This window comes from Geovibrio sp. ADMFC3 (assembly GCF_054687035.1).
Map to the genome: position 1 here is coordinate 162,512 of NZ_BAAFZG010000002.1, position 14,574 is coordinate 177,085.

A 14,574-nucleotide genomic window follows, 5' to 3' on the forward strand; every position below is an offset into this window, starting at 1 on the left:
AAGGGCTTTTTTTAATGCTTTGCCTGTTTTATAAGCTTTTCTATATCCACATGGTCTATTTGTTTTGTCTTTAAGTATTTTTCTGCGTATTCCATATAAACTTCTTCTTGAAGGAAGAGTTTGAAAATATCGAAGTCGATGTGATCGTCTTTTGCCATAAAGCTCATGATATTTAAAGCTTCAGACAGAGATTTTGCGTTTTTATATGGTCTGTCAGAGGCTGTTAAAGCTTCAAATATATCTGCTATTGCCATTATTCTGGCGGGGATGGAAAGATCCTCTGCGCTGAGTTTTCTCGGATAACCTGTTCCTTTGAGGGTTTCATGATGTGACCCGGCATATTCCGGAACACGCCTGAGATCATCTGTAAACGGGATACTCTCAAGCATCTTTATTGTCATGATTATATGTTCATTGATTTTAAATCTCTCTTCTTTATTAAGTGTTCCTCTATCTATTAAAAGGTTATAAAGTTCACCTCTGTTATTAAAATATTCCGGTACATCAACCTTGAATTTCAGGCTTTCATATTCTCCTGCGTCAATCAACCGTTCATGTCTTATGATATGTTCAGGTTTATCAGACAGCAGATTTTCTATGCACGGCAGAGAGGGCTCAGGATAATTATGTAAACGGAGTTTTTCGGAGTTACTCAGACCAAGCCTGTCACTGAAGTATCTGGTCCATTTAATTTGTGAAATCTCTTTCAGTTTCTCAGATTTTTTCTCATCCATAAATTCAGCGCCTATATTGCACTCTGCTACAAAAGAGAAGTCATCTTTTATTTTGTTATGTCTTTCCGCAAGCTCCTGCTCAAATAATTGTTTTTTATCCGGTTCGGCAAGCAGCTTTTTGTAGCAGTCTATCACCGCATCACGGTAAAGCACTTCAAATCTGGTTCTTATTTCATGAATTCTATTGTATATAGTTTCCAGTTTAGTTGCTTTATCAACAACGTATTCAGGTGTTACTACCTTTCCGCAGTCATGAAGCCATGCCGCAACTTTAAATTCTCTCCATTCATTTTCATTTCTGAAAGAAAACTCTGAGAGTTTTCCTTCTATGCTTTCACTCGCTGCTTTTGCCAGCATAACTGCAATAATCGGAACTCTTTCGCAATGACCGCCTGTATAAGGAGATTTTGCATCTATAGCCCCTGCAAGTATTTTTATAAAAGAATCTGTAAGTTTTATCTGATCTTTTTCATATTTTTTGATGGATTTTGCCATGTTTTCCAATGAGATGGAAAGTTTATGAAATTCATCAATACGTGTGAGTATAACTTCAGTTGTTTCATAGTTTTGTTCAGAGATGTCTGCTGTCATGCTTTTAAGCTTGTCAATAGGGTGTATGAATATTTTTCTGATGATATAAGAAACCGGAAGATAAATTATTCCCATTATAATAACAGATATAGCTATTGTGTTGAGTAAGGTTTGGTTAATATTTTCCAGAATGGACGCTCTTGCTACAACTGATGAAAGAAACCATCTGCTTTCACAATTTCCAGACACAGGTGTGATAAAGTATATATAGTTTACACCGGAAGAACTGCTTGTTTTCCCTTTATGATTTCCTTGTGTTGCTGCATCAAATATATCCTGAGCTTCCTTTATTCCCAGATCCTTAATTTTTGCCAGAATACCGTCTTTATTTTCAAAATTAAATGATGCGGCTATGATCTGTTGTTTATCACTGAAAAGAAAAAGTCTTCCGTTGACAAGTCCTGCCTTGCTTTTCAGCAGTGCTGATAAATTATCAAGGGTGTAATCCGCTCCGCATATGTACATCACTTTTCCGTTTTCATCCATAGCCGAAAGAGAGATTGTAACTCCGGGTTTGTTTGTGGATGCAAAAAAGTACGGATCAGTTCTGTGCGCACCCGATGAGTTCGCAGCATTTTGGAACCAGCTCCTTTCCCTTGGGTCATAACTGATTACAAAGCTTTCAGCAGATTTTGTATTAAAGTCATTATCTTTGAAGTAGTATGTGTCTGAATTTTTTCTGACTTCAATGACTCGGAGAGCAAGCTCCGGGTCTCTTCTGGCTTGAATGAAATTGCCTTCCATATCGGCAACATATATACTTGATAAGTTCTTGTCCGAATTGAGGTGTTCTTTCATAATCCTTGTAAAGATGTCAGTATTATCAAGTATTTTATTGTTTTCAATTGTATTTGCCAATACAGACAGTTTATTTTCTGTATTTTTCAGACTGCTGCTGAGTGATTCTGTTATGTTTCTGTTAACCTCGGTTATTTTAGCTTCTGTCAGATTCAGCGCATATTTCTGACCGTTGAAATAAAAGTTGCCGATGAGAAAAAATGAAAGAACAAGTGTCATTGTGCTGAACAATGACAGAATGCTCACAGTGAAAGTATATTTTTTCATTGTGCCGGCTCCGGTTGTGCATCACTATAATTAACGATAACACAATATCAAATTAAAAGCCGGATTGACGATTAAGTATCGGGTGAATAAATCAGAACGGTTTATATGAGAAGGGGATTTTGATAAAAAAAGTTGTTCCGCTTTCCCTGCGGGTTTCAAAACGGACTTTGCCCTTAAGATAGTTTTCCGTGAGAAGTTTTATGCTGTATGTTCCCAGCCCGCGCCCTTTACCTTTTGTGGAGAATGAACGCTGGAATAACTGCAGCTGAACATCTTTTTGCATAAAACCGTTATTGTGAACAAAGAAAACGGCGGAGTCATCTTCTCTGTAGCATCCTATAAGGACTTTTTCTCCTTCCAGACTTGCTTCCAGCGCATTTTTAAGCATGTTGCCGAGAATACGCCTAAGAACAGTTTTATCAGTTTCGATAAGAATATTTTCTGAGTTTTCACTTACAGCAACACTTTTTTGAAAAGCAGTGCTGTGATTGGAGTAAATCATTGCTGCTTCATTTATAATATCAAGGCTTTCCGAAGGTTCGATATTTATAACAAGCTCTTTTGATTCGGCAAGGGTTAAGAGCCTGTGAGAATGAACTTCTTCCACCAGTGCCTTCGATGTTCCGTAGAGAATATGGTGGTATTCCTCGCAGTCTTCCGGAGGCGGAGAGTCCTTAAGTATATCGCTCATTGTATGAATAACGCCGGCGAGATTGGAAATGTCATGATAAAATATCCGCTCAAGAATAATTCGCCGTTTTTCATCTGCAATATTTTTAGCAATAAAAAGAATGTACTCAGAATTATTGATCGGTATTATCCTTGTAGTTACAAGCAGATCAAAGGCATCACCGTGTTCTGTTACAATGCGGCATTCTTTTACTTCATCAGACACTAAATTTGCAGCGAGTATTGCATTTACTGCGCCGCACTGCGAGCAGTATTCAGTTGTTCCGCAGGCGGGACAACCGTCTATGAAGGCATGTTCGCAGGTCAGTGCCTCACCGGGGCGCATCCCAAGCAGTGTATCCTGCTTCTGTAATCCAAGAAGATTTAAGAGAAGCCTGTTTGCAAAAATTATCTGTCTGTTTTCATCAAGAACCGCAACAGTATCAGGAAGAGAGTTAAGAATACTGCAGATATATGGAGCGCTTTTAATCTCCTCTGCTTTTTTTCTTATCTCTGCATCTGAAGTACGTTCTGCCGGAGCAAAGAAAGTGTGCAGATTCTTGTTTTCTTCCAAATAGTTCCTCATTAGATGACAATACCGAAAATATTTATCATCTGCAATTTAAATTATCGTATCATCAATATTATCAAGTCTTCCGCCAGTGCGGAGAATATTTCTCATGGCAAGGAGCTTTTCATCCAGCTTTCTTAATGCTTCAAGACTTTTTCTTTCTTCTCCTGTGGTTTCGATTATCTCGTTGATACCGCCGTTTTTTATGACTATTCTTTTTGAACCCATAAGCGCCAGAATCGGGTCATGTGTCGCCATAAGAACGAGTTTTTCTTCCTTAACAAGGAGTTCAAGAGCTTTTTTTCTGTCTATTCCGGCGTTCTCAATTTCGTCCACAAGTACAACGGGTGATTTGCTTAAAAAAGCAGTATCAGCTATCATCAGCGCACGGGATTGACCGCCGCTGAGAGATGTCACAGGTGTGTCAGGTTTAAATTTTTCTCCAGCAAGCATGTTTGCCTGCTCGATTATAAGGGCGGTCTTCTCTGCGGGATTTTCCACAAGCCTGCTTTCAGCATGCATCATGACAAATTCTTCGGCAGTTAAGTCCATTACGAAGTTCATGTTCTGCGAAAGCTGCGCCACAAGCTTATGTTCCAAAGAGTAACGCATTGACAAATCCGGCTTTTCGCCGTTTATCAGAATACGCCTTCCGGTGGGGGTATCTCCGTCTGCCAGCCATTCAATATCAGCCAGAAGGCGGCTTTTTCCCGAACCGGTAGGTCCTACTATGCAGATTATATCACCTTTGCTTATGGTAAGCTCAACATTTTCAGGATTTCCGCTTTTATCGTGTCCGCCGATCACTGTGAGGCTGTTTACATCCATCCCTTTGTCATTCATCATCGCTTCAAAATCTGCGGCGAAGGCTTCCAGCGACTGAAAGAAGCTCTCCGGATCAATTCCCAGATCCTCCAGCTTGTCTTCCGGGATGTTTCTCACGTATTCGGCAGGGGTAATTTCATGGTTGTCTATCTTAAGACCGAAGCTTTCAAAGAAATCGGTCATATATGTCTGTTCGGAAAATTTTCTGTCAGCGGCTTTTTTCATTTTTCTACTCCTCCATATCCATTTTGCGGACATTGCCCATCTGATAAGTATCGCCGATGCGCCTTTCTCCCAGGCAATATGAGCAGAGAGCAGAGGGCATTGAAAAACGAAGCATGCGCCCTTTAAGAGTCTCAATCTCGTCTCCGCCGATAAAAAGACGTGAAAGCTCATACGCACCCTGTCCGGTGATTCCGTTGACATTCATTATTGTCGCAGCCGGATTTGCTATTTTCACTCTTGAAGCGAAGACCTCTCTTTCCGCCTGTGATACAATGTCTCCCTTGGTGATGATCACTATATCCGCTGATTTCAGCATAGGACCAATCTTCTTAGGTGTGTTGACGCCACTGAGGTTATCTATAACGCACACGGCGGTTATATCCTTTATGTGAGGTGAGCATCTGTTGCAGAGACCGGCACTCTCGCTTATGAGTATATCAAGCCCTTTATCTGTTCCCCAGCGTACGCATTCTTCAACATTGCTTACGAAGAAATGGTCGGGGCACAAAGCTCCTGATAAGCCTTTCTTAACGGGTACGCCTTTTTTTTCGTACAGCTTGTCATCATCAGTGGTAAGGCAGTCAAACTTGACAACCCCTGTTTTAAGCCCTCTGGAGGCGAGGGCGTCTATGGTTTTCAGAATTACCGATGTTTTGCCCGATGAAGGGGGACCGGAAACTGTTATAAATTTCATCATCAACCTCAGGAGTTTTTAAATACGTTCATTGTTTCTTCTATAACCTGATCAATATCATTATTTTCAATGAAATCCCAGCCTATCCACTTAAAAGGAGCAGAATCTGGAAGAACATTGTTTACATCAGGGTGAGTTGAGGGAAAAAGCCCTTTCTGTGTAAGTATTTCCCCGATTTCCTTACCTGCAACAGCCTGTGCAAGAGGGCGTACCCCTTCTTTATCTCTGGCGAGCATGAAAACAGGGCTCACTATTGCTCCGTCTTCAGGGAAGAGTACCTTCACTGTTTTGAGCCCCGCAAGCATTTTGGTGAAGAAATAGGGCATTATTGTTATATAAGGCTTATCTGCGACCTTTTTACCTGCATTTTTGACCATTTCGGCAGGGTGCATTGATTTGATAAGGCATTTGCCTAGTTTCTTTACCCCTTCCATGCCGTGTTCCTTATAAATGCTGAGGAGTATGGCGTTGAACAGGTCAAAGTCACCTACTGGGAGAGCCACTTTGTTTTCATATTCAGGACGAAGCAGATCCGCCCATGTTTTAGGCTCAGGCATGTCCCCTTGTTCTTCAAGGTTCAGCATGAATACTGCAGGAACAAGGGCAACAATGGAGAGTAAGCCTCTTGGATCCTCAAGTTTCAGGTCAGTGAAACGTTTATTTATACCTGTTTCAACAAGATTTCTAAAGCTGCCGTCAGCATCAAGCTTATCACGGAATTTTTTGCTGAAAAACAGCTCAAAACCTGCTGAAAGGTAAATGTCTGAGAGAGATGCCACAGAATCAGCATTCCTTATTTCGGCATTCATCCAGTCCGCACCGACAGAAGCAGCCTCAAGTTTATATGTAACGGAAACGCCTTCGCTTTCAGCGTATGCGTCTATCTTTTCGAGAATAGGGAGTCGGACAGGGCAGGGAAGAAGCCCTTTCATGCTGACTGCGCCTTCTGTTTTGGCTTTCTTCAGAGTGACATCCGCTGCTGCTTCGTTTGAGTTTACTTTTTCATCAAGAAGAGCAACAAAGGTTCCGACATCATATTTTTTGTTTTTCAGGGCTGTTTCAAGTTTAAGAAATTTGCCGAGAGTGTTGAGTTTGGCATCATCTTTAAAATGCTCAAAGCCGTTTGAAACGAATATGTCTCTTGTTTCAGGGTGATTATCGATTATTTCTTTAATTGTCATTTCAGCGAAGTTCATAACTACCTCTGTATTTTATATTTATAACCTGTTTATCCGTCTTTGTGAGTTTTAATATAAACATGAGAGGGAAAAATGAATTGATTGATGTCAAATAAAACAAAAAAAGACCGGAGTTTTATCTCCGGTCTTTGATGATTATGCTGCTTTGGGAGCAAATCTGTTTCTGATGCTGTAATACCATGCAAAGCTGAGAAAATATGAATACAGCCATGTTCCAACTATAATCAAAATGAATGCCTTTACTATATCCATCGAAGAGCCGTCCAGCGAAAATGCGGGAACATACCCAAAAAGAAACGGAGCAAGATAAAGGAATTTGGCAAACTTAAATGAGTTGAAAGCCGTCTTCCACATATGCGCTTCTGCGATTGCAGCGCCTGCAAATGCGGCTATGCACACAGGCGGTGTTATGTTTGAGTCCTGACTGAGCCAGTAAACAATCATATGCGCTGCTATAGGGCTTACGCCGAGGTGAGTAAGCGCCGGAACTGCCACCACGGCTGTAATAAGATAAGCAGCGGTAACGGGAACCCCCATTCCTAGAATGAGTGATGCAAGGGCAATGAGGAGTATGGTCAGCCAGAGTTTTCCTTCTGCAAGGCTGATGACTATATCAGCAAAAGTAAGGATCAGTCCGCTGAATGTGAGCATTGCGATGATGATACCTATTACTCCGACTGTGGCGCCTATTTTAAGGCTGCTTTCCGCCCCTTTTCTGGCTGCATCCACCACACCGGGGAGGTCAATTCTTGTTTCTTTCTTAAACCAGCTTATGACAAGGCATGTGAGTATGCCGACAACTGCCGAAAGACCTGCGTCATAACCAATAATCATAAGAACAGTGATCACTGCCAGAGGCAGGATATAATACCATCCTTCTTTGAAGATTTTGAGGGCGGATTCTTCTGATTTTTCGCCTCTTATGTTATGGATTTTAGCTTCGTAATGGACCATTACAAAAACACTGAAAAAGTACATCATTGCGGGGAATATAGCTATAAGCATTATTTTGGAGTAGGGTATGCCTGTCAGCTCCGCCATGATGAAGCCTCCTGCCCCCATGATGGGCGGCATAAACATTCCGCCTATTGATGCCGCAGGCTCAACAGCGCCCGCCACATGAGGTTTAAAACCCACTTTTTTCATGAGTGGTATTGTGAAAGCTCCGGTTGACACTGTGTTTGCTATGGCACTGCCGGAAATAGAGCCGAACAGGGCGCTTGCTATAACGGCAACCTTTGCTGGTCCGCCTGTTCTGTGACCAACGAGAACAACAGGGAGATCTATGAAGAATTTCTGCGCTCCTGATTTTTCAAGGAAAGCACCGAAAATTACAAACAGAAGGACGTATGTTGCAAGAACATCTGCCATAATCCCGAACACGCCGTCGTTTTTATAGAAACAGGTTACGCATATTTCTATAAAAGAGCCGCCCGGGTGCATAAGAAGTTCAGGCGCATAAGGTCCGTAAACTCCGTAGAGCAGAAGAACTGTACCTATAATAACAAACACTGTGCCTACTGCTCTGCGGGCAACCTCGATTCCTATAAGAACGCCTATAACAGCTATGATTCCGTCAGTCTGTGTTTCCGCCCCTGTTCTGTAGTTCAGAGCCTCAAAATTCATCATGAAATAGACAACAGTGACCGCTGACAGGATCAAAAGGATATAATCCACTATACGGAAGAATATGCTTTTCGATTTGTAGACCAGAAAAACAAGGATGTATGTAACAAAAACATACACTCCTTTGTGATATTGGGTGGCGGCTGGCACAACAAGTGCCGAATATGAATAGAAAAGAACGAGAAAAAGCGCCATCCCGTCAAAAAAATATTTCTCGATTTTTGTAAGTTTATCGTACACTTAAGTCCTCCGACAAAACCAGATTAACCCTAATAAAAGCGGCAGGATGCCCTGCCGCATATTTTGTGCATTTTTTTTACAGTAGGGTGCTGTCAGGGGTTGAATCCTGACAGTGGTCTTTCTTGTTACTTAAGTACACCCATTTCTTTCCAGTATTTTGCAGCACCGGGATGAACAGGAGTGGCTATGCCTGTGAGACCGCCTTCAATGCTCATTTCTTTTGCTGATTTATGGATTTCAACAAGGTGTTTAAAGCCTGCGGGGCTGTAAACGGCTTTTGTCATTTCATAAACAACGTTCTCAGGCACATCTTTGTTAACTACCCATATGGCTCCGTCCTGAATTGTTTCAACAGGTTCAGTCTGCCCTTTATAAGTATTTGCAGGGATGACAACTTTTGAATAAAAAGGATATTCGTCAAGGAGTCCGCCTTTCTGAGCATCGTTCCAGAGGCTCATTATTTTAACATCTGTCTGAAGGGCTGCTTCGATAACGGAAGAGTTGGGGAATCCTGCGAATACCCAGAAACCGTCAAGCTGATTGTTGCCGAAAGCCGCAGCGGCGTTTCTATAGCCTATGAACTGAGGTTTCATCTTGTCCCAAACTTTGAGCTGAGTGAAGTAGCGCTCTGCATTGGAAGCTGCTCCGGAACCTGCATCACCGACACCCACTCTCTTGCCGGCGAGATCAGCAGTTGAGTTCACTTTGGAGTCTGCTCTTACTATCATGTGGGCAGGTGCGCCGTAGAAATAGCCGATAGCCATTACGTTTTCATACTTTCTTGTGTCGCCGGTGAGCTGACCTTTTTTCGCAAGGAACACGTCCCCTGCGTATGCAACGCCCATGCTTGCTCTGCCTGAATCAACAAGCCTTACGTTCTCGACCGAACCGTTTGACGCGCTCGCAAGGATTCTGATATCCGGTGTTTTGATAAGCTGTGCTATGCCGTTTGCATAGTACATGAATGTTCCGCCTGAGGGACCGCCGGAAAACTTGTACATAGCGGCGGACGCAGCAGCGGGAAGAGCTATCAGCGCTGTGCAGAGCGCAAAAATAGCAAAAGCTGTTCTGAAAAGTCCTGACTTCATAAAACTTCCTCCATCATTTGATATGAAAAAATACCATTAAAAGGTACTAATTACAACGATTTTGTTATTTTTATAATATAGTTTCGTTTTGTAACTGATTTAAATATCATGTCTTTTTCGGCATCAGTGCAGTGATGCCCTAAACAAATAAAATTGCCCTGTAAAGCAGTTATTAAATCAGATAAACATCATCAGCGTGATATAAGCACTGAACAATGAGCTTTTCTTGAGACTTTTTCTGTGATGCTGCCAAAGAAGAAACCATCTAAAGCACTTTTACCTTTGGAAGAAATTACAATAAGGTCACATGCCATTGTGTCTGCAGTTTTAATAATTTCATCATATGGATTACCATGGTTAATCCTGATAGTCGGTTTAACTGTGCTTCCGGTGAATATGTCTTTTTTAATTTTATCCATTTCATGCTCAATGTGTTCGTCCAGGTGTCTGTTGATTTCCTCAAGTTTGGAATCATCAAGGAAGAACAAGGGGAGGTTCTCTGCCTCTTTTGCTTTAACATGAATTATCACCAGTTCTGAATCAAACTGTTCGGCAATATCTTTAGCCTGCTGAACAGCGACTTTGGATGCAGATGAAAAATCTGTCGGAACCAGTATTTTCTTTGGTTTGAACATAAAATTGCTCCTGTTGTTATTGTCGGATTAGAATATGATTTTGTTTTGATGCTTTTGAATGTTCAGATTTTAAATATGGTTTGAAAAATAATCAAGAAAATTGTCTGACCTCTTGGAAGTTTCTTCATTATTGTTAACAGAAGTGTATTCGCAGTGGAGCATCAGGCGTGGAAATTCTCTTCCTCCGTAAAGTTTATCACCTACAATAGGGAAGCCGGAGTGCGACAAATAGGCTCTTAGCTGGTGTCTGTTAGCATGCTTAAGTTCAGCGCTGACAACAGAAAAGCCTTTAAAAAACATGCGGCAGGTGAATACAACTGGATTTATACCTTTAGTATCAAGAACTTTTACTTTTTTACGTTTTGCGGCATCGATGGCGTTGTCCATATACAATCTATCTGGAAACCTGTTTTCAACTATAGCAATATATATTTTATTAACGTCCTTAACATCAACTTTATTTCCAACAGCAGCAAGGACTCCGTCCGTTTCATGGTCCAGCCTTGAAATGAGCCTGTGTGTACTTGGTACTAAGTCGCTTATGGAAATAGGATCTTCAGGCGTATGACGTTCACTGTGCATAAACGGTGGTTTGTAATAAAAAATAACATCGTTCTTGATAGAGATTATAAAAGAATCTGTATCGTAAATTTGTTCCGTTTGTTTTATTTCCAATAAAGGATTTTCATCGCCTGCAACTTCAATATCTTTTCTGACAGCTCTGCTGTTCAGGCTTACTCTGCCTTCTGTTATATATTTCTTTGCGTTTCTGCGTGAAATACCGTATATCTCACTTAATCTTGCGGACAGTCTCATGGACTGTATTTTATCATAACGGAGCAGAAATGAAAGAATATAGATATTTTAAACAGAATGAAGAGTTTGAAGAAGCTCTTTTTGATATGGAACTTACTGTTATTGAAGACAGTTTTAAAAATGAAGAAACGGTTTACATTGTATATTCAGACACCGATCTTACAGATATTTTCAAGAGCTTCGGAATCGAATTTACAGCAGCAGATATAAACGAAACAGGCTGGGAAGAAAAATGGAAGGAATTCCTCCAGCCCGGCTGGCTTACAGATAATGTCTTCTTTTGCTTTGATGCCGAAACTCCCGCTCCGTCCGGCAAGGCAGTCCGCATTATTCCTGCCCTTGCTTTCGGAACAGGAACACATGCCACAACGCAGGCGGCTGCAAGGCTTCTGGAAAGTGTTTGTCAGGGAAAATCAGTAGCAGATGTGGGCTGCGGGAGTGCGATACTTGCCATAACAGCATCTGTCTGCGGTGCTGAAAAAGTTTATGCTTTTGATATAGACGAACTCGCCATGGGGAATGCCCATGAGAATATCGAACTCAACGGATGCAAAAATATTGAAGCATGGGCAGGTGGGATCGAGAGCCTGAACCATCATGCTGATGTGATAGTGGCAAATATTATTACTTCGGTTCTGAAAGTTATCCACGGTGAGGTCATAGCAAAACAGCCGGAATATATAGTTTACTCAGGCATACTTCAAGAAGAATATGAAGAATTTATGTCAGATATAGATATTTCCGATTATGCGGTTGAGGCTGTGGAAGTAGTTAAGGAGTGGAAAGGAGTGCGTCTTAAAAGATGTTAGGAGTAATAGGTGATGTGCATGGATGTGTCAGGACGCTTGATGCTCTTCTGAACAGGCTTTTCGGAGAATACGACATTCACCGGCTGATTTTCCTTGGTGATATAGTTGACAGAGGCAGATACTCCAAAGAGGTCTGCGATCTCATTATAGAACTTAAAAAGGAGTATGATGTTACTCTCCTATTGGGCAATCATGAGGATGTCATGATGGACTACCTGCGCTCCTCTCTTCGTTACGGCTTTAAACAGTTTATGAAACTTGGCGGAGACAAAACAATAAGCTCATTCTCCGGAGGGCGGTTCGACAAAGAAATGGCTCAGGGAAAGGATGTTTCTCTCCTTGCTTACAAATACTTTGAGCCTTATATGGGTTTCTTCAACTCCGCAGTGATATGCGATTCAATGGATTACGGTTTTCTCAGACTCCATTTTTCCCATGCCGGTATTGGTGATGGTTCGGGAAACGGAGATGATGAATCCTTTAGCCCTCAATTCCGCTTTGCATGGTCAAGGAATACTGATAGGCGTAAAACAACATACTTCGGATACACAATGGTTCACGGTCATACTCCTGTGGTAAAGATTGACCCGCAGATAAATCCCAACAAACCTTACATCAACCGGAATAAGAAAGGAGAGATATGCTCCATTAACCTTGATACAGGATGTGTTTACGGTTATTTTCTTAGCTCAATGATTATTGATGATAACGGTGATTTTGAGTTTGAGTCAGTAAAATATAAGGACAAAGGCTGATGAAGAGAATCTGGCTTGATGAAGTTGAAGGGTCATCCTGCGAACTGCGGGATGATGCTCATCATTATATAAAAACAGTCCTGAGAAGCAGAGAAGGGAATGAATTCGGTATTCTCACCCCTGAAAAGTTTTGTGTGGCGAAGGTTTCCCGGATAACTAATAAGTTTACCTCCCTTGAGATTTTGTCACAACGTCCTGCTGTTAAACCATCATACAGTCTGGCTGTTTATCAATGTGTCCTCAAACGTGAATATATGGATTTTGCCGTTGAAAAGTATGCTGAACTTGGGGTGACGGAGATTATCCCTGTAATCAGCGCCCGCAGCATGAAGGATGTTAAAGACAAATCATTCAGCAGATATCATGATATTGCGGTTAAGGCTGTTCTCCAAAGTGAAAATGAGCATGTTCCTGTTATTATGCCCCCTGTGGAGCTGGCTGATATTCAGGCAGATAATGCAGAAAAGCTTCTGTTTTATGAAAGAAAGGAGGGCAAAGAACCGCTTAAGATTCAATCCCGTGATGTAGCCATGATAATAGGCTGCGAGGGTGGTTTTGAAGATGCAGAAGTGGAAACTCTCAAATCAAAAGGCTTTCGTGTGGTATCTCCTTTTACTCCTGTTCTGAAGGCGGAAACCGCCGCTGTGGTTTTCACAGGGCTGGTGCGTATGGAGCTTGAATGACGGATTTTCAGTTTAATGATGATGATATAAAGTTTATGAGTCTTGCAATCGAGCAGGCTCTAGAGGCACGCTCAGAGGGTGAAGTGCCAATCGGTGCGGTGGTTGTGAAGGACGGTGTTGTAATAGGCAGGGGCAGAAATGCCAAAGCCGTTGCCAAAACAGCCACAAGCCACGCAGAGATAATAGCCATCGAAGACGCCTCCAAAAACACAGGCGACTGGCGGCTTGATGAATGCAGCCTTTATGTTACGGTCGAACCGTGCCTGATGTGCGCCGGAACAATAATACACTCCCGCATACGCAACGTGGTTTTTGGTGTGACCGAACCTAAGTTCGGCGGAGTAATCAGCCTTGCGAACACCTTTGATATTCAGGGGCTTAATCACAAGGTTAACTACAAACACGGCATCTTTGAGGACGAGATCAGAGAGATGCTGAAGAGCTTTTTCAGAGATTTAAGAAACGGAAGGCTTTGATTTTTTCCCTGCGCTGCCCCATACCGGCAGAATAATTCCCGCTATTATCATGAACATACCTATAAACTGCGCTGCCGCAGTTGTCTCTTTCAGAAGCATGTGTGCCAGAATAACCGTGAAAACAGGTTCGATTGACGATGCTATGCAGGTGAGCGAAGGACCTATTTCTTTCAATGCCTTATAAAGCAGAATTGTTGACATTGACGAAGGCACTATCCCTATGAGCACAGCAAGAAAAAGCTGATAAGGCGTCAGGCGGAACACATCTGTTCCTGTGATGAAAAACAGAACTGCGGATGCCGTTAGCATAAAGAAGAAGGTCAATGCAAAAGCATCTATATTATCAAGTATATTCCGTGTAATTATTATATAGGTGGAGAACATCATCATCGCAGCGAAAGCAAGCCCTATTCCCGCAAGGTCCACATTGGAGGAAAACGCCTCATAAAGAACAAACGCCGAACCTGCGAATGCTGTGACTGCTGCGATAAGATGCAGCCTGTTGAGCTGCTTTCTGAAAACCGCCCACGAGATCAATATAACAGCCGTGGGGTAAAAATAAAAAATAAGTTCCGTAGTTACAGCGGAAATATATTTAACTGATGATACGAAAAAAAATGCCTGCGGCAAAAACAAACAAACCGCAGCAAGCATGATTCTTACAATATTTGCTTTGCTTGTTATGAGAACCGGAAGTTTTCCGCTCAGAACAAGAAACACAGCTATTGACAATGCACCGAATGTAAAACGGTAAAAAAGCATTTGTGTTGATGTAAATCCGGCTTCGTAGCAAAGTTTGGCAAAAACAGGCAGGGTGGAAAAGCCAAGAGCAGACAAAACGGAATAGATTATGCCTCTTAACATATCAGACAA

General features: G+C 41.9%; 14 protein-coding genes. 4 read left to right on the forward strand and 10 right to left on the reverse strand.

All coding sequences use genetic code 11. From position 1 onward, the window contains the following. Positions 1 to 11: 11 nt before the first annotated feature. The 9 genes from ACYRYY_RS01015 to ACYRYY_RS01055 form a co-directional block, all read right to left on the reverse strand. Positions 12 to 2,390, reverse strand: coding sequence for an HD domain-containing phosphohydrolase (locus ACYRYY_RS01015; RefSeq protein WP_460213631.1), 2,379 nt, complete (start codon positions 2,388 to 2,390; stop codon positions 12 to 14). A gap of 91 nt (positions 2,391 to 2,481) precedes the next feature. Continuing rightward, positions 2,482 to 3,633 carry a sensor histidine kinase gene (locus ACYRYY_RS01020; RefSeq protein WP_460213632.1) on the reverse strand — a complete coding sequence of 384 codons (1,152 nt, stop codon included), beginning with the start codon at positions 3,631 to 3,633 and terminating at the stop codon, positions 2,482 to 2,484. A 48-nt stretch (positions 3,634 to 3,681) separates the two neighbouring features. Next, entirely contained in the window at positions 3,682 to 4,680 is a 999-nt protein-coding gene (locus ACYRYY_RS01025; RefSeq protein ID WP_460213633.1) for an ATP-binding cassette domain-containing protein, read from the reverse strand. Between the two features lie 4 nt (positions 4,681 to 4,684). Further along, on the reverse strand, positions 4,685 to 5,374 hold the full coding sequence (locus ACYRYY_RS01030; RefSeq protein WP_460216440.1) for a GTP-binding protein: 690 nt from the start codon (positions 5,372 to 5,374) through the stop codon (positions 4,685 to 4,687). Positions 5,375 to 5,382: 8 nt separating this feature from the next. Further along, positions 5,383 to 6,570, reverse strand: a complete 1,188-nt coding sequence (locus tag ACYRYY_RS01035; protein WP_460213634.1) for an ABC transporter substrate-binding protein — start codon at positions 6,568 to 6,570, stop codon at positions 5,383 to 5,385. A gap of 138 nt (positions 6,571 to 6,708) precedes the next feature. Further along, a complete protein-coding gene (locus ACYRYY_RS01040) occupies positions 6,709 to 8,439 on the reverse strand; it encodes a TRAP transporter permease (RefSeq protein WP_460213635.1) in 1,731 nt (576 codons plus the stop codon). A 125-nt stretch (positions 8,440 to 8,564) separates the two neighbouring features. Beyond that, positions 8,565 to 9,527 carry a TAXI family TRAP transporter solute-binding subunit gene (locus tag ACYRYY_RS01045; RefSeq protein WP_460213636.1) on the reverse strand — a complete coding sequence of 321 codons (963 nt, stop codon included), beginning with the start codon at positions 9,525 to 9,527 and terminating at the stop codon, positions 8,565 to 8,567. 191 nt (positions 9,528 to 9,718) lie between these two features. Next, on the reverse strand, positions 9,719 to 10,162 hold the full coding sequence (locus tag ACYRYY_RS01050) for a universal stress protein (protein WP_460213637.1): 444 nt from the start codon (positions 10,160 to 10,162) through the stop codon (positions 9,719 to 9,721). A 69-nt stretch (positions 10,163 to 10,231) separates the two neighbouring features. Continuing rightward, on the reverse strand, positions 10,232 to 10,978 hold the full coding sequence (locus ACYRYY_RS01055) for a hypothetical protein (protein WP_460213638.1): 747 nt from the start codon (positions 10,976 to 10,978) through the stop codon (positions 10,232 to 10,234). 29 nt (positions 10,979 to 11,007) lie between these two features. Here ACYRYY_RS01055 and ACYRYY_RS01060 point away from each other — a divergent pair, with 29 nt between their 5' ends. From ACYRYY_RS01060 to ACYRYY_RS01075, 4 genes are read left to right on the forward strand one after another with little or no spacing between them, the layout of a single operon-like run. Next, positions 11,008 to 11,787 carry a 50S ribosomal protein L11 methyltransferase gene (locus tag ACYRYY_RS01060; RefSeq protein WP_460213639.1) on the forward strand — a complete coding sequence of 260 codons (780 nt, stop codon included), beginning with the start codon at positions 11,008 to 11,010 and terminating at the stop codon, positions 11,785 to 11,787. Then, positions 11,781 to 12,542, forward strand: a complete 762-nt coding sequence (locus ACYRYY_RS01065; RefSeq protein WP_460213640.1) for a metallophosphoesterase family protein — start codon at positions 11,781 to 11,783, stop codon at positions 12,540 to 12,542. The genes ACYRYY_RS01060 and ACYRYY_RS01065 overlap by 7 nt, the downstream gene beginning before the upstream one ends. After that, complete coding sequence (locus ACYRYY_RS01070) at positions 12,542 to 13,225, forward strand: RsmE family RNA methyltransferase (protein WP_460213641.1); 684 nt, start codon at positions 12,542 to 12,544, stop codon at positions 13,223 to 13,225. Before ACYRYY_RS01065 ends, ACYRYY_RS01070 begins: the two co-directional genes overlap by 1 nt. Then, complete coding sequence (locus ACYRYY_RS01075) at positions 13,222 to 13,701, forward strand: nucleoside deaminase (protein ID WP_460213642.1); 480 nt, start codon at positions 13,222 to 13,224, stop codon at positions 13,699 to 13,701. Before ACYRYY_RS01070 ends, ACYRYY_RS01075 begins: the two co-directional genes overlap by 4 nt. Here the strand turns inward: ACYRYY_RS01075 and ACYRYY_RS01080 are convergent. Then, positions 13,681 to 14,565 (reverse strand): DMT family transporter, encoded by an 885-nt coding sequence (locus ACYRYY_RS01080; protein ID WP_460213643.1) that lies wholly within the window; start codon positions 14,563 to 14,565, stop codon positions 13,681 to 13,683. The genes ACYRYY_RS01075 and ACYRYY_RS01080 overlap by 21 nt on opposite strands. Positions 14,566 to 14,574: the final 9 nt, after the last annotated feature.

Bases quoted from the DNA above. Each gene is read 5' to 3' on its own strand.
- ACYRYY_RS01070 (WP_460213641.1), top strand. From the start codon at position 12,542: ATGAAGAGAATCTGGCTTGATGAAGTTGAAGGGTCATCCTGCGAACTG.
- ACYRYY_RS01050 (WP_460213637.1), bottom strand. From the start codon at position 10,162: ATGTTCAAACCAAAGAAAATACTGGTTCCGACAGATTTTTCATCTGCA.
- ACYRYY_RS01015 (WP_460213631.1), bottom strand. From the start codon at position 2,390: ATGAAAAAATATACTTTCACTGTGAGCATTCTGTCATTGTTCAGCACA.
- ACYRYY_RS01065 (WP_460213640.1), top strand. From the start codon at position 11,781: ATGTTAGGAGTAATAGGTGATGTGCATGGATGTGTCAGGACGCTTGAT.
- ACYRYY_RS01035 (WP_460213634.1), bottom strand. From the start codon at position 6,570: ATGAACTTCGCTGAAATGACAATTAAAGAAATAATCGATAATCACCCT.
- ACYRYY_RS01030 (WP_460216440.1), bottom strand. From the start codon at position 5,374: ATGAAATTTATAACAGTTTCCGGTCCCCCTTCATCGGGCAAAACATCG.
- ACYRYY_RS01075 (WP_460213642.1), top strand. From the start codon at position 13,222: ATGACGGATTTTCAGTTTAATGATGATGATATAAAGTTTATGAGTCTT.
- ACYRYY_RS01025 (WP_460213633.1), bottom strand. From the start codon at position 4,680: ATGAAAAAAGCCGCTGACAGAAAATTTTCCGAACAGACATATATGACC.
- ACYRYY_RS01080 (WP_460213643.1), bottom strand. From the start codon at position 14,565: ATGTTAAGAGGCATAATCTATTCCGTTTTGTCTGCTCTTGGCTTTTCC.
- ACYRYY_RS01055 (WP_460213638.1), bottom strand. From the start codon at position 10,978: ATGAGACTGTCCGCAAGATTAAGTGAGATATACGGTATTTCACGCAGA.
- ACYRYY_RS01045 (WP_460213636.1), bottom strand. From the start codon at position 9,527: ATGAAGTCAGGACTTTTCAGAACAGCTTTTGCTATTTTTGCGCTCTGC.
- ACYRYY_RS01060 (WP_460213639.1), top strand. From the start codon at position 11,008: ATGAAAGAATATAGATATTTTAAACAGAATGAAGAGTTTGAAGAAGCT.